The 18,536-nt window shown below is 40.2% G+C and carries 16 protein-coding genes; 10 read left to right on the forward strand and 6 right to left on the reverse strand.

Annotation, left to right across the window (positions count from 1 at the left end; genetic code table 11):
• The first annotated feature begins 95 nt into the window (after window positions 1-95).
• The 5 genes from DDZ16_RS04100 (at window position 96) to DDZ16_RS04120 (ending at window position 4,641) form a co-directional block, all read left to right on the forward strand.
• Window positions 96-1,034, forward strand: a complete 939-nt coding sequence (locus DDZ16_RS04100; protein WP_109263156.1) for a diacylglycerol/lipid kinase family protein — start codon at window positions 96-98, stop codon at window positions 1,032-1,034.
• Window positions 1,035-1,514: 480 nt separating this feature from the next.
• The gene (locus tag DDZ16_RS04105; protein ID WP_109263157.1) at window positions 1,515-2,093 is read left to right on the forward strand and encodes a YceI family protein; all 579 of its coding nucleotides are present in this window, start codon (window positions 1,515-1,517) and stop codon (window positions 2,091-2,093) included.
• Window positions 2,094-2,160: 67 nt separating this feature from the next.
• On the forward strand, window positions 2,161-3,426 hold the full coding sequence (locus tag DDZ16_RS04110) for a hypothetical protein (RefSeq protein WP_109263158.1): 1,266 nt from the start codon (window positions 2,161-2,163) through the stop codon (window positions 3,424-3,426).
• A gap of 65 nt (window positions 3,427-3,491) precedes the next feature.
• Window positions 3,492-4,184 carry a YceI family protein gene (locus DDZ16_RS04115; RefSeq protein ID WP_109263159.1) on the forward strand — a complete coding sequence of 231 codons (693 nt, stop codon included), beginning with the start codon at window positions 3,492-3,494 and terminating at the stop codon, window positions 4,182-4,184.
• A 13-nt stretch (window positions 4,185-4,197) separates the two neighbouring features.
• Complete coding sequence (locus DDZ16_RS04120) at window positions 4,198-4,641, forward strand: RrF2 family transcriptional regulator (protein ID WP_109263160.1); 444 nt, start codon at window positions 4,198-4,200, stop codon at window positions 4,639-4,641.
• A 63-nt stretch (window positions 4,642-4,704) separates the two neighbouring features.
• On the opposite strand, the gene DDZ16_RS04125 is transcribed toward DDZ16_RS04120, so the two are convergent.
• Complete coding sequence (locus DDZ16_RS04125; protein WP_109263161.1) at window positions 4,705-5,460, reverse strand: GIN domain-containing protein; 756 nt, start codon at window positions 5,458-5,460, stop codon at window positions 4,705-4,707.
• The gene (locus DDZ16_RS04130; RefSeq protein WP_232526547.1) at window positions 5,457-6,590 is read right to left on the reverse strand and encodes an acyloxyacyl hydrolase; all 1,134 of its coding nucleotides are present in this window, start codon (window positions 6,588-6,590) and stop codon (window positions 5,457-5,459) included. The genes DDZ16_RS04125 and DDZ16_RS04130 overlap by 4 nt, the downstream gene beginning before the upstream one ends.
• 310 nt (window positions 6,591-6,900) lie before the next feature.
• Between DDZ16_RS04130 and queC the strand changes: the two genes are divergently transcribed.
• The 3 genes from queC to DDZ16_RS04145 all read left to right on the forward strand — a co-directional run bounded on the left by queC (window position 6,901) and on the right by DDZ16_RS04145 (window position 9,413).
• Window positions 6,901-7,569, forward strand: a complete 669-nt coding sequence (gene queC / locus DDZ16_RS04135; RefSeq protein ID WP_109263162.1) for a 7-cyano-7-deazaguanine synthase QueC — start codon at window positions 6,901-6,903, stop codon at window positions 7,567-7,569.
• 50 nt (window positions 7,570-7,619) lie between these two features.
• The gene (locus DDZ16_RS04140; RefSeq protein ID WP_109263163.1) at window positions 7,620-8,477 is read left to right on the forward strand and encodes a 7-carboxy-7-deazaguanine synthase QueE; all 858 of its coding nucleotides are present in this window, start codon (window positions 7,620-7,622) and stop codon (window positions 8,475-8,477) included.
• A 63-nt stretch (window positions 8,478-8,540) separates the two neighbouring features.
• Window positions 8,541-9,413: an NADPH-dependent 7-cyano-7-deazaguanine reductase QueF gene (locus DDZ16_RS04145; RefSeq protein ID WP_109263164.1), complete on the forward strand. Its 873-nt coding sequence runs from the start codon at window positions 8,541-8,543 to the stop codon at window positions 9,411-9,413.
• A 94-nt stretch (window positions 9,414-9,507) separates the two neighbouring features.
• Here the strand turns inward: DDZ16_RS04145 and DDZ16_RS04150 are convergent, their stop codons facing one another.
• The 3 genes from DDZ16_RS04150 to proS all read right to left on the reverse strand — a co-directional run bounded on the left by DDZ16_RS04150 (window position 9,508) and on the right by proS (window position 12,875).
• The gene (locus DDZ16_RS04150) at window positions 9,508-10,017 is read right to left on the reverse strand and encodes a SixA phosphatase family protein (RefSeq protein ID WP_109263165.1); all 510 of its coding nucleotides are present in this window, start codon (window positions 10,015-10,017) and stop codon (window positions 9,508-9,510) included.
• 11 nt (window positions 10,018-10,028) lie between these two features.
• Window positions 10,029-11,264: a peptidase T gene (pepT, locus tag DDZ16_RS04155; protein ID WP_109263166.1), complete on the reverse strand. Its 1,236-nt coding sequence runs from the start codon at window positions 11,262-11,264 to the stop codon at window positions 10,029-10,031.
• Between the two features lie 135 nt (window positions 11,265-11,399).
• Window positions 11,400-12,875, reverse strand: coding sequence for a proline--tRNA ligase (gene proS / locus DDZ16_RS04160; protein ID WP_109263167.1), 1,476 nt, complete (start codon window positions 12,873-12,875; stop codon window positions 11,400-11,402).
• A 474-nt stretch (window positions 12,876-13,349) separates the two neighbouring features.
• Here proS and DDZ16_RS04165 point away from each other — a divergent pair, with 474 nt between their 5' ends.
• Window positions 13,350-14,846, forward strand: coding sequence for a hypothetical protein (locus tag DDZ16_RS04165; protein ID WP_109263168.1), 1,497 nt, complete (start codon window positions 13,350-13,352; stop codon window positions 14,844-14,846).
• A gap of 75 nt (window positions 14,847-14,921) precedes the next feature.
• Window positions 14,922-16,526 (forward strand): OmpP1/FadL family transporter, encoded by a 1,605-nt coding sequence (locus tag DDZ16_RS04170; RefSeq protein ID WP_109263169.1) that lies wholly within the window; start codon window positions 14,922-14,924, stop codon window positions 16,524-16,526.
• Between the two features lie 627 nt (window positions 16,527-17,153).
• On the opposite strand, the gene DDZ16_RS04175 is transcribed toward DDZ16_RS04170, so the two are convergent.
• The gene (locus DDZ16_RS04175) at window positions 17,154-18,431 is read right to left on the reverse strand and encodes a sulfate adenylyltransferase subunit 1 (protein ID WP_232526548.1); all 1,278 of its coding nucleotides are present in this window, start codon (window positions 18,429-18,431) and stop codon (window positions 17,154-17,156) included.
• Window positions 18,432-18,536 lie beyond the last annotated feature (105 nt).

Below are 18,536 nucleotides of genomic sequence, written 5' to 3' on the forward strand. Positions count from 1 at the left end.
GCGTGTAACCCTGACCCCATGTTTGAAGTAAAGTAGTTTTCCATTTTGCAGGGCTTAAGAAAATCTCTAACGATAATAAAAACATATTTGACAGCATGAAGAGAACGGCTTTATATATCATTAATCCCGCTTCGGGAATTGGACGTCAGAAAGACCTCGAAAAACTCATCAGAAAAGAAACTGATGACACGCGCCTGGATATTGAAGTGGTTTTCTCCGAAAGACCAGGGCATGCTTTTACTTTAAGTCAGGAAGCTGCCGGAAAGTACGACGTTGTGGTTGCTGTGGGTGGTGATGGAACAGTCAACGAAGTTGGCCGCGGACTTATCCACTCTTCAACCGCACTTGGCATTATACCAACCGGATCCGGCAATGGATTGGCACGTTTTCTTGAAATGCCCTTCAAAGTTAACAAAGCCCTGGAAGTCATAAATAAAGGCACGATTAAGTCCATTGATGTAATCAAACTTAACGATTACTACTCACTTAACGTTGCCGGTGTTGGTTTTGATGCCTACATAAGTCACCGCTTTGCCGGTAAAAAGAAAAGGGGCCCCCTGGCATATATGCAGCTTATTTCCAAGGAGTTTCCAAAGTACAAGTCAGACCGTTACACACTTGAAATAGATGAAGAGAAATTGGAATTGGATGCCTTCCTTATCAGCTTTGCCAATTCAAGCCAATATGGTAACAATTTTCACATTGCTCCCCAGGCACGAATTGATGACGGATTGATTGACGTTTGTCTAATTAAAGATTTCCCCAAATATACCGCACCGGCTCTTTTAATCAGCCTGGTGGATCAATCTATTGATAAGAGTAAATATGACAAAATAGTAAAAGCTCGAAAAGTAACTCTCAAACACCCAACTCCTCTTTTGGGACATGTTGACGGTGAACCCGTTGAATTTGGGAAAGATGTTGATATTGAAATATTACCTCTTGCCCTCAAGGTGGTCATTCCGCCGGTCCATCTCCGACAAAGTTCTAATATACTGCAACCCTTAATGGAAATGATCCCCATTGGAATTTAAGATTCAATTACCTCAAGCAAAGAAATTTACTGCTCACCAAAAATAGTTGCAACACCTCCCCTGCAAAATCAGGGTTTTGATGATTTGAATGAGCCACTCAACTATTTTTCCTCTATTAACTCTACTACAAAATACATAAACACTCATTATCAAATAAATATGGTTTTTTAAAACTTTTTTGGAATCCCGTCGTTATAACATCTAAATAGTTAAACATCAAAATATAATGATCTATGAAAAAGTTTAGCAATATTTTCAAAATAAGTTAACTTTATATCTTATACTTTACGGCAGTAAGTTTTTTTTGAAAAAGAAATTTCAAATTGAAAAGACATTTCCCTGCCAGAATATCCAGTACTTCCATAAAAACTAATTTAAATCACAGCATAAAAAGTTTTAAAAAAGATTTCAAAGTATTTTTAATTTATCTTTTTTTACTACTTTTGCTATAGGATAAATAGTTAAATATTTTATTTGAACATGGTTAAAAAAACAATCAAAACAGGTCTGATCATCTTTCTGATGATGTTCCCCTTTTTACTGCAAGGACAGACCATAAAACTATCGGGAACCGACAATAGTGTAGGTGTTTCCGGAACATCGTCGTTACATGACTGGGACATGGAGCTGAAAGAATTTGAAGCCACCGCACAACTGACAACCAATGAAGAAGGAAAATCCTTCATTGAAAAGGCAGCTTTCTCGGGAGATGCAAATAATCTTTCCAGCGATAACTCCATCATGGATAATAAAGCCCACGATGCACTGGATGCAGAAGATCATCCGGAGATTCTGTTTAAGCAAAAAGGATCTGCACCAATGGAGGTCGCCAATGGAGAACAAGTCACGCTTAAAGGCACGCTCAGTATTGCCGGCGAAATCAAAACAGTGGAGGTAACGGTAAATTACTCACTCACACATGAGAAACAACTAACCATCAACGGTGAATCCGAACTAAATATGACTGATTTCGGAATGAAGCCACCCAAAGCAATGTTTGGCACTATAAAAACCGATGATTTGGTAAACGTTAAATTTAAAATGAATCTGAAACCATAATTACACTGAGTTTTTTGATAAAGAGCAATTGTCTCTGAATATGTCTCACACAAAAGATCTATTAAATATGAAAAATGTATTTCAATACTTTGTTGTCCTGATGCTGGCTGCATTGGGATTAAACGCACAAGCCCAGGGTGACAGGGATTTGAATTATTACCGCTTTCCTGACAAGCGTGGAATCAATGTTTTTGAAGCCCCCAAAGATACTGTCACTGAATTTGACGGTGTTAAAGTCAGAATTGGTGGCTCATCAACTCTTCAGTTTCAAGCACTTGATCATGAAAACTCAGGAAGCGTGGAATTGATCGAGATTGGCGATAATTTCAATCTCGCCACCGCTAATCTGGATTTGGATGTAGCGCTTTACGACGGAGTAAGAATGCACCTGAGAACATATCTCTCCTCTCGTCACCACACTGAAACCTACGTGAAAGGCGGATATTTCCAAATCGACAAACTGGACTTCATTCGTGAAGGCTTCATGGAAGATTTAATGAGAAATGTAACCCTCCGCATTGGCCACATGGAGAACAACTATGGTGATGCTCATTTCAGAAGAACTGATAATGCCCAAGCCATGTACAATCCTTTTGTTGGAAATCTCATCATGGATGGTTTCACAACAGAAGTGGGCGGAGAAGTTTATTTCCGTAAAAATGGCTTTATCAGCATGGTTGGTTTAACAAACGGCAAACTTAACCAGTCTGTAACAAATCCAGGATCGACAAAAGCTTCTTTTGTTGCCAAGTTAGGGTTCGATGATCAGCTGAGTGAGGATTTCCGTCTTCGCTTAACAGGTTCAATCTATTCAACCGGCAAAGCCAACAGAATTTATTTGTACTCAGGGGACAGAGCTGGTTCGCGTTACTATTACGTAATGGAAAACACAGAAGCCCGTGCTTCCTCAGATTTCCGCTCAGGACGATTTAACCCTGGTTTCAGCGGTGAACTTACTTCTCTGATGATTAACCCCTTCTTTAAATACAAAGGCCTTGAGTTCTTTGGTGTTTACGAGAACGCTTCAGGTAAATCAGGCGAAGGCACTGAGTCAAGAAGCTTTAATCAAATTGCAGGTGAACTATTGTACCGCTTTGGAAAAAACGAAAACTTCTACATCGGTACCCGCTACAACACAGTTTCAGGAGAACTAGCCTCAGGAGAGGATGTTGACATCAGCCGTTTACAACTTGGTGGTGGATGGTTTATGACCAAAAACATTCTTGCAAAGCTGGAATATGTAAATCAGACTTATGATGGATTTCCTTCAGACGATATTTTGAATGAAGGAAAATTCAGCGGATTGATGTTGGAGGCTGCTATCAGTTTCTAAACACTGAAAATTTCTGAAAAGAAAATAACAGGCGTTTGTTAGAATAACCAACAAAAAGCCAAACAATGGAACCACTGTCGCAAAAAGCCCCTTTAGAAAATGTTTTCATTTCTTGCTTTTTTTTCAGATTCAAAGCAAAAATGAGCGACACAGGGTCTTTCTATATCCTTTTTGCGACAGTGGTTCTTTTATTCTTCTTTCCTTTTAAAGTCCCGGCACAGCCAATGCCTGAGAAAAGCTCACCGCACCACTACATTATTGACGCCAAACAATGTGATGATTACATAAAAATCAACGGATCAACCAATATTAATCATTTCCACTTTGAACAACGGCTGAACGATCAAAAAATCCTTGCTAACAAAGAACCATCCTCGGGACAAAAATTAGCACTTAAAATACCTGCACACGATTTCAAGCCTTCTAACCCCATGATGTATAAGGATTTCCTCGAATTCATTAAAGCAGAGGAATATCCTTACATTAACATTACGATATTTTTTGAACAGCTACGCCTTCCAGCGGGAAGTCCGCAAACAGTAATACCTAAGATAGAGGTAGGTCTGGCAGGGGAAACCAAAACCTATAAAATCCCCGGCGAGATATACGAGTGTAGAAAAAGCGGGATACACCTTCAAGGAAAAGTCAATATTGATTTAAAAGATTTCGGACTGGAACCACCCACCAAATTTATGGGCATGGTAAAAGTAAACAAAGAAGTTTTTATTAATTTTGGCCTGACAATAGACAACGACTAAAATTCAACCAACCTTGAAGTTCAACACAAAGACACGATACGGCCTGAGAGCAATGATTGAGATTGCACGAGAAACTGCCGAAAAAGGTATATTTCAAAAGGAAATTTCAGAACGACAGGACCTCTCCAATAAATACCTTGATCACATCATCTATGCGCTTAAAGTAGCTGGCCTTATTACCAATGTAAAAGGCAAGAAAAGCGGTTATATTTTAACCCGTCCAGCCAATGAAATCACTATTCTTGATATTAACAATGCCTTTGAGCGTGGCATATGTGTTATTGATTGCATTGATTTGAATTACCAGTGCGAGAGGGAGAATTTCTGTTCATCCAAACAGTTCTGGCAAGGACTAAATGATTTGATTTTAAACTATTTCAAATCAACAACCCTTTCAGATCTTCTTACCAGGCAAATTGAACTGGAAGATATTGCAGGAATTGAACCAACAAAATAAAAGGTATTTCTCTACAATTAAATCACATCATAAAATCCCGGCACCATACTCACTGAATTTTTTTTATTCAGAAAGGTGGATAACTTTTCCGAGTTCAACTTCGTAAAGTGGCTCCCCCATTGTGATGTTGGTCTCAGGATTTCCGGAATAGTAAAGATCACCGGAAGAGAACATTCTTACCGATAAATTATTAATAGCTCTTACGCAACTGGTATTAACAGATTTCTGAACATACGTTACGTCACCGGCGTCAAGGTCAAAGGCATCAACAGAGGTAAGCCCCTCGGATACTACGTTAAATTTTTGTGCCTTCCCCTTAAAAACATGATTTCCCACATTACTTCCGTAAGCCGATAATGACAAGGTACCTGCATCCACATTCAAATTACATTCAGTAAAAGTACCCCTGCCATTTATTACAATTCTTAGGTTTTCAAAATCCAATGTATCTTCAGATGTAATTTTAGCTGGAAAATTTGAAGTAATTCTTTTTATATTTCTTACCCCAAGTTTTAAAATTGGCATCTGTTTCTCGCGAAACCCAATCATTCCCTCAGAGTCAATAATCAACACATTGTTCTCCTGATTCAAATCCAGGCGAGGTACAATAAAATCAAGCCCCTCAATGACTGCAATATTAGTGGTATCATTGGTCAGCACTAACCTGACAGAGGTTTCTATATCAACGGACTCAAAATTATTAAGCAATACTTCCTTCTGAACAGGCTTTCCGTCTTTCAGCAACGCGTCAGTATAATCGCAACCAAACAACAGGAATGCAGAGAATATGATCGTCAAACAATTTAAATACTTTCTCATAACGAATTTTCTTTATACGGAATACGATAACCTATTCCAAACTCCATAAATTCCGAACGGAAAAAACTTGCTTTGACACTAAAGTTGGCCACCAGACGATCGGTAATATTATGACGAATCCCCAGTCGCGGATACACCGGTTGCGGGGGATCAATCTTTGAATACACATAAACCCCCATTTGCACAAACAATGAAGTTTCACCCATTATCCAGTGCCGGCCCCCAAAAACACCGTAAAACATACGGTCAATGTGTTGTACATACTCTTTATTCTCGGGATAAGCATATGGGGCAGCTCCAAAATATATAGCATCAACCCCGGCACTCCATGCTGATTTCACCGATTTATACCATAAATGATTAATACTCAAACTACCTGAATTGTAAATATTAAAGTTATAATCGTTGGCCTGGCTCCGGCCAAAACTGGCAAATATCTGGATATCCCTGTTATTCACCTTCGGGGCATCATGTTTCCTGAGCTGAGGCAATTCATCGTCCAGAAAATGATAGCGTGTGCCTAAGCTGAATGTAAGCGTATTAATTCCATTATTGGGTTTTCTTATGGCTCCGTTTGACATGTGATTCAGGGAAGCCGACCCGTATATTGACCAGTTATCCAGGATGCGGAATCCGGAATAAAGGCCAAAGCCAACATAGGCATTCAGCCTTGCGCCAAATATCTGATTCCATGGATTATTATCAGGTTCAAAAGGGTTATTGGTATATCCCAGCCCCAATGCAACTTTATTCTTCAATGTAAACCGAGGGGTGCGAACAATCGGAAAATGCAGATACGGATAGAGGGCCATTCCCTGCCCGTAAATATCCGGATTTCCATAAGAGTTGTAGAAAAACCCAATTCCGACTTCGGGATAATTGTAAAATTGCTGCCAACCTTCGCGGTCAAATCGCCACAATCCATAATTCACCTCAAATCCACGCGAAAAGTCATCAATAAAATAAATCATATTGGCATGATGCGGAATAACAATTCCGTGGTGATACAATACCGTAAGATGCTTTTGATTGGGTGGCAAACCAACTTCCGAAACAGGTGTAAACTGGGCACGGGTTGAAAGGAAACATCCCATCAAAAGAAAAACAATAACTACTAATCTTTCCTTCACTTTAAATCACTTTTCTGATAAAAATCAGATGCAAAAATGCACATTTTGTGTGGAACCATAAACTTCCCATGTCATTATTTCGTATCTTTGTATCCAAATTCAGAGACAGTTCGAAACCATCCTGTCTGTAAAAAAAACTATGGGCCATGGAAAACGTGCGCAGAAATGCCGGACAATCGATCGGAAAACCGCTAAACTCTCCTTTTACGGTTGCCTGTCCTCTCGGATTTTCTTCAATGCATTACCATCTCCCCGTAGTTTTTTTAAAGACAGAAATTATAGCTGTTTCATAAATCACTTAGTAATAGTTATGAAAAAAGCTGTTGTTTTACTTTCGGGGGGACTCGACAGTGCAGTAACCCTTTATATGGTAAAATCTCAGGGCTATGAGGTTCATGCCCTTTCTTTTGATTACGGACAACGCCACAGCCGGGAACTAAAAGCCGCAAAAAGCTTGGCCCAGGAGGCAGGTGTTGTTTCGCACCAGGTTGTTTCGCTCAGACTTGACCAGTGGGGTGGCTCCTCACTAACCGATTCAACCATGCAGGTTGAAGACGGGAATGTAAATCGAGAGGATATACCTGTTACATATGTCCCGGCCAGGAATATGGTATTTTTGTCTGTTGCAGCTTCTTTTGCCGAGGCCGTTAAAGCACAGGACATTTTCATTGGAGTCAGCCAGGTAGATTATTCAGGCTATGTAGACTGCCGCGAAGAATTCATTGAAGCCATGGAAAATGCAGTAAACAAAGGGACCGTAATGGGTGCCGAACAAAACATTCCCATCCGCATACATGCTCCTTTTATTCACAAAACAAAATCAGAAGAGATTCAAATGGGAAAAGAGCTGGGTGTTCCCTTCGAATTGACCTGGAGTTGCTATCGAGGAGGAACAAAACCCTGTGGAACCTGCGATAGCTGTTTGCTTCGGGCCAAAGCATTTGAAGATGCCGGCGTTGTGGACAAAGCGTTAGTATAATCCATTCAATTAACATCTGAGAAAACAAACATAAATTGCACTACACTGGAATGAGCAAGCTAGTTCTGGCCAACGAAGGCGTATTCCCCATCACAAAAGATCAAAACGGACAAGCTCTAAAGGATTGTCCAGCGACAGGATTGTCTATCTCGGGCACCATACAGGGTGAGGGGAAATTGGCAGGGGTCCCCTCCTTATTCATCCGCCTGGCCAGCTGCAATCTGAGGTGCATGTGGGAATTGCCCGATGGCTCCTTGTGCCGCTGCGACACCCCTTACGCATCTTTTGAAGCTGAGCAGGATCTGCAACTTGATACTGAGGCTGTTTTCAATTTGGTAAAAAACAATATTGGCGACCTTAAACACGTTGTATTGACCGGTGGTGAACCAATGCTTCAGCATAAGGCTCTTTCAACTTTAGCCGGAAGATTAAAAGAAGAACTCCGGCTTCATTTATCAATTGAAACAAACGGAACCATTTTCGCTGAAGATGTTGCCAAATACATTGATTTATTCAGCATTTCACCCAAGTTATCAAACTCCGATCCCAATCCGGGAAAACTTGACCATTACGAACTTAAACAATCAGGCCCCCTGAATTACCATCCTCAAAAAAGAAAAAACATTGCAGTGTTGCAGAAATTTATTGCTTACTGTAAGGATAACGGCAAAGAAATGCAATTAAAATTTGTGGTTGGTAAGCACGATGACCATCAGGAAATCAAAGAGGAATTTATTGCCCCTTTAAATGACTTACCCCCCACTGATGTTATGCTGATGCCACTGGGAGCTACAAAAGAAGAACTGGCTTTGACCTCTAAAATGGTACTGGAAATGGCCATAAAAAATGGATGGAGGTATGCCCCACGTCTTCACATTGATTTATTTGGCCCAAAGGCCGGCGTCTAAAAAATTTAATTTCGCCCATATCACAACTACTGCCCCAGCACAAAAGGCCGAAAAACAAAAATCATGAATGAAGATAAATACCTGGGTAAAGTTACGAGTTACCCGCAAAAATACAGTCCGGAGATATTAATTCCCGTACCCCGCCACCTTAACCGAAAAGATTACAATATAAAAGAAAACAATCTCCCTTTTACTGGTTACGATACCTGGCACGCTTACGAACTAAGTTTTTTGACTGAGAAAGGTTTGCCGGTGGTAGGCCTGCTAAAACTGGTATACCCTTCCGACAGCACTTTCCTTGTTGAGAGTAAGTCGTTTAAGCTCTACCTCAATTCGTTTAACATGGAACGATATGGAAAAACACCGGCCGAAGGACTGGAAATAGTCTTAAGTACTATTCGCTATGATTTGAATCAGACATTAAAGACCAATGTTACCACCCATTTTTTTCAAGGAGATGAATCTCAAAGTCATTTTGATTTTGACGACTTTGAAATACTTGAAAATTCAGAGGTCGCGGTATCCTCAGACTTTAAGAATTATACTGAAACACCCGAGCTTTTAGCTCAATCGGAAGATTTGAAAAAGACAATAAAAGTAGCCACACATCTTTTGAGAAGCAACTGCAAGGTGACCCATCAGCCCGACTGGGGAAGTGCCTACATACATTTAAAGGGAAATCAGATTCCTGACAAGATTAGTCTTCTTAAGTACATCGTTTCAGTTCGAAATGAGAATCATTTTCATGAAGAAATATGTGAAATGATTTACAAGCGACTAATGGATATCTTTTCTCCCCAGGAGCTAATGGTTACCTGTATTTATACCCGACGGGGAGGTATAGACATTTGTCCTGCAAGGGCCAGTCGTACAGACCTGTTACCAAAATTCCTTATTTCGCCCGGGGTTTTAACCAAAAAACTACTAAGGCAATAAAAAAGGGACATACGCTTTACAAACCGTATGTCCCTATGCTTCTTCATCATATCATTTACCACTATATTTGGTAGCTGCTTGATAAAACAGAGTATTAATCCTTCTTGCTTTTCAACTCCTTAGGATAAACAAATAGTTCTGTCCTACCGGAATGTGGTTTTATTTCGTCCCATTCACTCACTGAAAAAGCAATGACAGCAGTAGCAGCAGTAGGGAAATGAAAGAAATCATCACCCGATAACTTCATGGCCATAGTCGCAATATCGGGATTATGTCCAACGACCATTACCGATTGACTTGCTATGCCTGCCTGATTTACATGCGTCACCAACTCCTCATGCGTAAGGCCATCATATATTCCAGGAACCTGAACAATTTTTGATTCAGGAATACTAAAAGCACCAGCCAAAATTTTGGCCGTTTGCATAGCTCGTACAGCAGGACTGGAAATAATAATCTCAGGTATCTTATTATTTCCAATCAGATGGTCTGATATTAAGCGAATATCCTTACGTCCCCTCTTTTTAAGTTTGCGGTCAAAATCACTTTCCGCCTCTGTCAATGGTTGCGTTTTTGCGTGCCTGACTAATATTAATCTCTTCATAATACCTAAAGTTACGACTTTTTAACCGAAGGTACCAACTGTGAGATCTGCAAAACAACTTCCATGGCTTTTTGCATTGATGGAACAGGGAGAAACTCAAAGCGGCCATGAAAATTATGGCCTCCTGCAAAAATATTTGGTGTAGGCAACCCCATATAAGCCAGTCTGGCACCATCGGTGCCTCCGCGAATGGGTTTTATATTAGGTTCAACGCCAACATCTTTCATAGCCTGCTCCGCCAAATCCACAATATGCATAACAGGTTCTATCTTCTGGCGCATATTGTAATATTGATCTTTTATTTCAAGCTCCATGGTACCACTTCCAAACTCTTTATTCACCTTGTTTACCAAATGTTCCATTTCTTTTTTCCGGTCTTCGAAACGATCTTTTTTAAAGTCACGAATGATAAACTGCATTTCGGTCTTTTCAACATCTCCATTAAAGGACATAAGGTGGTAAAATCCTTCATATCCGTCGGAATGCTCGGGTGTCTCATGCCGGGGTAACATCGCGACCAATTGGTTAGCTATCCTAATAGAGTTACGCATCTTATTTCTGGCATACCCTGGATGAACATTGCGACCATGTGCTACCACTTTGGCCAGGGCAGCATTGAAATTTTCAAACTCCAGTTCCCCTATTTCGCCGCCATCAATGGTATAAGCAAAATCAGCCCCAAATTTTTTAACATCAAAAAGGTCAGCCCCTTCTCCGATTTCCTCATCCGGTGTAAATCCAACACGGATTTTGCCGTGCTTTATTTCCGGATGCTTAATCAAATATTCCATTGCAGAGACAATAGCAGTCACTCCGGCTTTGTCATCAGCGCCCAAAAGAGTTTTACCATCGGTTGTAATAATGGTTTGGCCTACATAGTTTTTTAACTCAGGAAATTCAGATGGTTTGAGAACTATATTATTTTCAGCATCAAGCTCTATCTCGCCTCCATCATAATTCTCCACAATATTTGGAGAAACATTCTTTCCTGAAAAGTCCGGACTGGTATCCACATGGGCTATAAAACCTACCACAGGGGTGTCTTCATCAATATTCGATGGCAACGTAGCCATCACATAGCCATTGTCATCCAGATCAACATCCTGAAGCCCAATCTCTTTTAATTCTTCAATCAATGCCTGAGAGAAGATCATCTGCCCGGGCGTACTTGGAGTTAAACCAGTATTAGGATCAGACTGGGTATCAAACTTGATATACTTGATAAATCGGTCAGTTATAGAAGTCATATGATTTTATGTTTTATTATGATTTTGCAAGATAGAAAAAATAAGAGAAAAGAAAGGGTGAGGATGATCATATGAAATGAAAAAAGCCTGAACAAAAAATGCTCAGGCTTAATCTAAAAACTTATGGTGAAACCATTAATAAGCTCTTGCAAAAACCACTCTTCTTTCAGATGGCTTGCCGGTTACCATGCATTTTCCGGGTTCAATGGGCCCGTCAATAGGCAGACAACGAATAGTCGCTTTGGTTTCCTGTTTTATTTTTTCTTCTGTTTCTTCGGTGCCGTCCCAATGGGCCATTATAAATCCACCCTTTTCGTCCAGTACTTTCTTAAACTCGTCATAGGATTCAACGGTTCTGGTATTCTCCTCACGATAAGAGATGGCTCTGTTGTAAATGCTCTCCTGAATATCATCCAGCAATTTGCTGATGTGTTTTTCAATGCCTTCTGCAGAAATCACCTCTTTGGTAAGTGTATCGCGGCGAGCCAACTCAACAGTTCCGTTTTTCAGGTCACGTGGACCTATTGCCAAACGCAAAGGAACACCCTGGAGCTCATATTGAGCAAACTTCCATCCCGGTTTATGCTTATCATCGTCGTCTACTTTTACCGAAACACCAAGTTTCTTGAGTTCAGCGGCGATCTCATCGGCCTTCTCAACAATTTGCTTCAGTTCTTCTTCCTTCCTGTAGATAGGCACAATTACAACCTGTATCGGGGCCAATTTTGGTGGCAACACCAATCCATTGTCATCAGAGTGACACATAATTAAGGCCCCCATCAACCTCGTAGAAACACCCCAGGAAGTAGCCCAAACATATTCTTCATGCCCTTCTTTGCTGGCATATTTCACGTCGAATACTTTCGCAAAATTCTGCCCTAAAAAGTGAGATGTACCTGACTGCAATGCTTTTCCATCCTGCATCAAAGCCTCAATAGTCAGTGTTTCAACAGCACCGGCAAAACGCTCACTGGCAGTTTTGTATCCCTGAATTACCGGCATCGCCATAAAGTTTTCCGCAAACTTAGCATATACTTTCAGCATAGTCTCGGTTTCCTCAATCGCTTCTTCTCGGGTTGCATGGGCTGTATGTCCTTCCTGCCATAAAAATTCAGCTGTACGCAAAAAAAGACGTGTGCGCATCTCCCAACGCACCACATTAGCCCACTGATTTACTTTAATAGGCAAATCACGGTAAGATTGTATCCAGTCCTTGTAGGTATTCCATATGATGGTTTCGGAAGTTGGTCGCACAATATACTCCTCTTCCAGTTTGGCTTCAGGATCAACGACGACCCCATTCCCATCGGGATTATTTTTCAAACGATAGTGGGTTACCACAGCACATTCTTTGGCAAACCCTTCAACATGATCCGCCTCTTTACTAAAAAATGATTTGGGAATAAAAAGAGGGAAATAAGCATTTTGGTGACCTGTCTCTTTGAACATGTCATCCAATACACGCTGCATCTTTTCCCAAATTGCATAACCGTACGGTTTAATAACCATACACCCGCGGACCGCAGAATTTTCGGCAAGTCCGGCCTTTATCACCAAATCATTATACCACTGCGCATAACTTTCGCTTCTCGGGGTCAAAACTTTTGCCATGATGTACTTTTATCCTTTAGAAGTTAGATTATCAGCCAACGTCAAACTATTAAGACCGGCCGGGTATTATCTCTTTTAACATTGAGAGAAAGTCAATCTTAAAAAAACTGTTAAACATCAAAATTATTTCCGGATTATATTCACCTCAGACCTCTGGTAATGAAACCAATAACATCCTGACACCCGGAAAGCGCCACGAAATTAATAAAAATGGGTAAACTTTTTGTGATTTTGATGTTCTAATTTAGAAGAACCTTACATTATCTGAATAATCGAGTATAAGAAGGTAATTTTTTAAAACCCTAAACAACAAGAAGCAAAAACACTACTAATGGCGCGGTTATTGTTATTAATAAAGAAAAACATGTATAAAAATAACATCCTAAAAACATTTTTTAACATCTCAGCAAAAAACTTACCTTTTGGTACAAATTTTGCTTCATTATCTATAAGAAATTAACAGGAGGATGCCTTATGAAAAAGTTAATATTAATCACAACAACAGCTGTTTTGCTGATAGTGGCAGGTGGATGTTCTACCTCCAGCCGGATGGCATCAACCGGAGTATATTACGACGATATTTACTATGCACCGGATTTGACCCAGAATAACAAGGAACAAGCTTTTGCCCCGGTACCTGAGATTGCAAATGAAGAAAAAAAGCAATTGAGAAAGGAAGAAAACCGTCAAATTCGCCAATATGAGAATAGCGATGAGGACAGGGCACAAAGAGACATGCGTGACTTTTCTGAAATTCAGAAAAAATATGCCTCAGTTCTAGCCAACGAAGAACAACAAGAAGTAGATACACTAATTTATTACAACGACGAAACCGGATATTGGGTAGATGGGTTTGATGGCAGTGAAATGGACCGCGATTATGCTGAAAGACTGATTCGCTTCCATGGACCATTCACACGAATCCCTTATTGGTCTCCACTTTACGATCAGTTTGTTTACTTTAACGATCCTGACTGGAACGTTTATGTGGATGGCAATTATGCGTATGCTGTTCCAACATGGACCAATCCAATGTATGACCGGTTTAGATTTAACAGATATGGGTCGCCATGGAGAAGCAATTTCTATTTTGGATACAGCTCATATTGGAACAATCCATGGTACGGATATGGTTATTATGATCCATTCTACTCTCATTTCAGCTGGGGATACGGATGGCCCAATTACTATCACCGGCCTTATTATTACCACCATGGGCACTACCCATATTACAACCATGGATATTACAGCCAAAACAAAGACCAACAAAACATACATAAAGGGCTGAGACCTTCCATGAGCAGTAATACAAGATATTCAAACACCTCGTCCGGAAGCAACACCCTGAAGAGATCTGGTAGAGAAGATGGACGTACCGTTCGCACAACTTCAAGTGGCACACGGATAATTCGAAATTCTGATGGTTCAACCACTGTGACTAACTCTGACAGAAACACGCAAAGAGTGATTCGCGGATCAGCAACCCTAAAATCTGAGAACCAGGACAGAAACGCTCGCAGTGTAAGCCGTTACCAGGGAAGTGGTGCATCTACAGGAACAGTTCAAACCCGGAGTAGAAGGAGTTCTACCCCGACTTACAGTCAACCTGAGAATGCATCGAAACCTTCCTATAACAGAACCAGCAGTTATACTCGTCCTTCAAATAGCAATACCCGTTCATACAATAATAGTCGGGATTTGAAATCGGGAAGTTCTTCAAGCGAGCGGAGTGTAAGGACTCAGAACAGAACATACAACAGTGGAAGCAGTACACAACAAAGATCGAATGTAAGAACACGGAGCTATACACCTTCCCGGAGCAGCAGTTCTTCATCCAGAAGCTACAATAGTTCAAGCTCAAGTAGCAGGAGTTCCAGCTCATATTCTGGTAGCAGCAGCCGTTCGTCCTCTTCTTCCAGAAGCAGCAGTGGATCAAGTAGTGGAAGTACTGTTCGCGGTGGAAGACGTTAAAATATGCATCCTCAATTAACAACTAATTCCCATGTTTATATGATCTAAGCATGGGAATTTTTAAACCCTGTCAAAATGAAACTAAATAAACACAGAATACTAACAGCAACCTTTTTAGCCTTTATATTCACAAGCTTTGTAACGGCTCAAACCATCGACGAAGCTATTAAATATTCATTAACCCAACCTACCGGAACAGCCAGAAGCATTGCACTGGGTGGAGCGATGGGTGCCCTTGGAGGGGATTATTCAGCCATAACGATTAACCCCGCAGGGATTGCAGTCTATCGAAGTAGCGAGTTTTCTTTTACGCCATCCCTCATTTTTAATCAGACGGATAGCTGGTACGACAGAGCCGCTGATAACATTAGTTATAGCTCCAATACAGCTAGTAGCGATAAATTCAGCTTCCCTGTCAACCAGATTTCCTATGTTGGAACCTTAAAATCGATGAGGGAAATCGACCGGGGAGTTGTCAGCTCCCATTTTGCAATTGGATATAATCGAACGCAGAATTATAACAGAGAAACCTTCATACAAGGAAACAACATTCAATCCTCCTTTTTGGATGAGTTTGTGGATATAGCGAACAACTCGGGACTAACTCCTTTTTATACACAATTGGCATATAATGCTTTCCTTTTAGACCCTGTTTCGGAAGATGAAAACAATGGATATTTCAATGCCTTCGAGTATTTGGATAACGGTACTCCATTGTGGGGGCCTGATAATGGTCTTAATCAGAGAAGAGTAATTGATGAAAGCGGGTATTCAGGTGATTTTAACATCACCTACGGTATCAACATCAGTAACAAACTTCTTCTTGGGGGGACCTTATCATTAGCAACTTTGAATTATGAGAAGAAGTATGAACACTATGAAGAAGTTGCTCCCTCTGAAAACCAGTGGACTTATCTAAACAACTACTCATTTTCGGAAAATTTATCTACTAACGGAACGGGAATTAACCTAAAACTGGGAGCCATTTTTAAACCAATTAATTCCGTTAGAATTGGAGCCAGCTTTAAAACCCCAACATTTTACTCCATCAATGAAGAATACTGGACCGAAATAAATATCCCAAAAAGTTTTGCTGATCAAAATACAGAGGGAAAAACCCAATTTGAGTCAGATTATGGAGATTACTCTTATAATTTTCGTACCCCATATCAGGCAACCGGTAGTTTTGCCTATATTTTTGGAACCAAGGGATTGATAAGCATAGATTACGAATATACCGATTTTGCGAATATGAACTTTAAAAGCAAACAGGCGGTCACTAATGATATCACAGCTTTAGAAGATTTAAACAACCAAATATCGGATGTTTACAAACCAACGCACAATATTAGAATTGGAGCTGAGTATAAGCTCTTACCAACTATAGCATTAAGAGCAGGTGCAGCCAGCTTTCAGTCCCCATATAAAAACCAATTAATCATCAACAAAGAAGATGGAACATCTGAAAAGTTTGATTTTGAAAATGAAAAATATGATATAACAGGCGGTATTGGTTTCATGCATCAAAATATGAGCATTGATATTTCTTATCTTTATAGAAACATTTCATACATCAACTCATTATATTATGCCCCGCACGTTTCAGATGAAAGTCAATATCCAGCAAAAATCACCTCAACTGATCACCAATTAGCGGTAACTCTTGGATGGAGATTTTAATTGAAAACAATTGATTTTTCATAAAAGGCTTGAATCGAAATGATATTTGAGATTCAAGCCTTTTTTATATCTTGATAACAACCGTCCCTTAAGTAGCCCCCTCTACTCCTATAAAAAATCATTATTGTCTGTTAAAACCATAACACTGTTCTTTTTACGCTCAAGCCGCATTCCCGATTACTGGTTACCAGCTACATAGACTTAATACTGTTGAAGTAAAAAGGCCCGTTAGGGCTGCAATGCCGGTAGAAATTAAACCTTCAATCAGGGCTTAAGTCCTATAGGATGTAAATACTGTTTCGTACCCTCGGCACTCATTCTTCATGGGGAGAAGATTCTAACAATATTTCGTTCCTCCGGGACTTGGGAGTAAATTAGTATTTCTGATAACTAAGCAATCAAATCGAAACCAGAACTTCGGTTTAGAAATCAAAAGCCTTAAAAAACTGAAATCGGGATCAGCAAAAAAAGACTTTTCAACCCTATTTTCACTTCCCTTGATTGGTTCACAGGCCAAGGCCCATCCTTTGCTGCAGGCATGTTATTAATTTAGGTTAAAAACGGATGATCAATAAAAAAGCTGCCCAAAACTAATTGAACAGCTTTTCCCTGTTATGATAAAATCTATTACACTATCATTCCGGCAGCAACTGTCTCATTAGTTGATTCATCAATAAGCACAAGGCTTCCGGTATTTCGGTTAACATTGTAAGAATCGAAAAACAAAGGCTTTGTTGTGCGTAGCTTCACACGAACGATGTCATTCATTCCAACGTCTAGGTCATCCGAATCTTTCTCAAGGGTATTGATATTCATTTTGTAATCGACACTCTTGACCATGCAACGCATCTCAGAAGTTGTCTGACGCAAAGTATATTTACCTCTTGGCACCATCTTCCGGTCATTAAACCAGCACAACATTACATCAATATCCTGGCCTATCACGGGTTCGTGACCATTGGTCTCTTTTACCAACATATCTCCACGGCTGATGTCAATATCATCTTCCAGTTGAACAGACACGGACTGCGGAGCGAACGCGGTCTTTAGACTATCCTTAAAAAGGTCAATGGTTTTAACTTTTGAAGTAAAACCTGATGGTAATACTTTTACTGTATCCCCCACATTGAGACTTCCACTTACAACACGGCCACCATATCCCCTATAGTCGGGATACTCTTTAGATTGTGGTCGAATCACATACTGAACAGGCATTCTGAAATCAGATCGGTTAAGATCACTTCCGATATGCAGGTTCTCCAACAAATACATCAAAGTAGGCCCATCGTACCATTCCATCTTTTCGGAACGGGTAACCACATTATCTCCTACCAAGGCACTGATGGGAACATAACGAACATCTTTAACGCTCAGTTTTGAGGAAATATCTTCAACATCAGCCTTAATTTGCTCAAACACTTCTTCCTTGTAATCAACCAAATCCATCTTATTCACACAAATAATGATATGAGGAATTTGCAACAAAGAAGCAATATAAGTGTGGCGACGAGTCTGTTCCAAAACACCATGACGGGCATCAACCAAAATAATGGCTGCATTAGCAGTGCTTGCACCAGTCACCATATTACGGGTATACTGAATATGTCCGGGAGTATCTGCAATAATAAACTTACGTTTAGGGGTAGCAAAATAACGATAAGCTACATCTATGGTAATCCCCTGTTCTCTTTCAGCTTTAAGACCATCTGTAAGCAAGGCCAGATTAACATCTTCACCACCTGAGCGAATACTTGCTCTTTCGATGGCCTCCATTTGATCTTCAAAAATGGCTTTTGAGTCGAATAATAAACGACCGATCAGGGTACTTTTGCCGTCATCAACGCTACCCGCGGTGGTAAACCGCAAAAGCTCCATATCTAAATATCCGGATTCTTTTCCACTCATTTTTTTCAATTATCTATTTACAATGACCAATAAACAATGATCAATTATCAGTTTCTATTTTTTTTTGGAACTCAAAACCCCACATCTTTTTGTCCCCCTTGGGGG

The organism is Marinilabilia rubra (assembly GCF_003121985.1).
GTDB classification, from domain to species: Bacteria; Bacteroidota; Bacteroidia; order Bacteroidales; family Marinilabiliaceae; genus Marinilabilia; species Marinilabilia rubra.

Bases quoted from the DNA above. Each gene is read 5' to 3' on its own strand.
- DDZ16_RS04100 (WP_109263156.1), top strand. From the start codon at position 96: ATGAAGAGAACGGCTTTATATATCATTAATCCCGCTTCGGGAATTGGA.
- DDZ16_RS04105 (WP_109263157.1), top strand. From the start codon at position 1,515: ATGGTTAAAAAAACAATCAAAACAGGTCTGATCATCTTTCTGATGATG.
- DDZ16_RS04110 (WP_109263158.1), top strand. From the start codon at position 2,161: ATGAAAAATGTATTTCAATACTTTGTTGTCCTGATGCTGGCTGCATTG.
- DDZ16_RS04115 (WP_109263159.1), top strand. From the start codon at position 3,492: ATGGAACCACTGTCGCAAAAAGCCCCTTTAGAAAATGTTTTCATTTCT.
- DDZ16_RS04125 (WP_109263161.1), bottom strand. From the start codon at position 5,460: ATGAGAAAGTATTTAAATTGTTTGACGATCATATTCTCTGCATTCCTG.
- queC (WP_109263162.1), top strand. From the start codon at position 6,901: ATGAAAAAAGCTGTTGTTTTACTTTCGGGGGGACTCGACAGTGCAGTA.
- DDZ16_RS04140 (WP_109263163.1), top strand. From the start codon at position 7,620: ATGAGCAAGCTAGTTCTGGCCAACGAAGGCGTATTCCCCATCACAAAA.
- DDZ16_RS04145 (WP_109263164.1), top strand. From the start codon at position 8,541: ATGAATGAAGATAAATACCTGGGTAAAGTTACGAGTTACCCGCAAAAA.
- DDZ16_RS04150 (WP_109263165.1), bottom strand. From the start codon at position 10,017: ATGAAGAGATTAATATTAGTCAGGCACGCAAAAACGCAACCATTGACA.
- pepT (WP_109263166.1), bottom strand. From the start codon at position 11,264: ATGACTTCTATAACTGACCGATTTATCAAGTATATCAAGTTTGATACC.
- proS (WP_109263167.1), bottom strand. From the start codon at position 12,875: ATGGCAAAAGTTTTGACCCCGAGAAGCGAAAGTTATGCGCAGTGGTAT.
- DDZ16_RS04165 (WP_109263168.1), top strand. From the start codon at position 13,350: ATGAAAAAGTTAATATTAATCACAACAACAGCTGTTTTGCTGATAGTG.
- DDZ16_RS04170 (WP_109263169.1), top strand. From the start codon at position 14,922: ATGAAACTAAATAAACACAGAATACTAACAGCAACCTTTTTAGCCTTT.
- DDZ16_RS04175 (WP_232526548.1), bottom strand. From the start codon at position 18,431: ATGAGTGGAAAAGAATCCGGATATTTAGATATGGAGCTTTTGCGGTTT.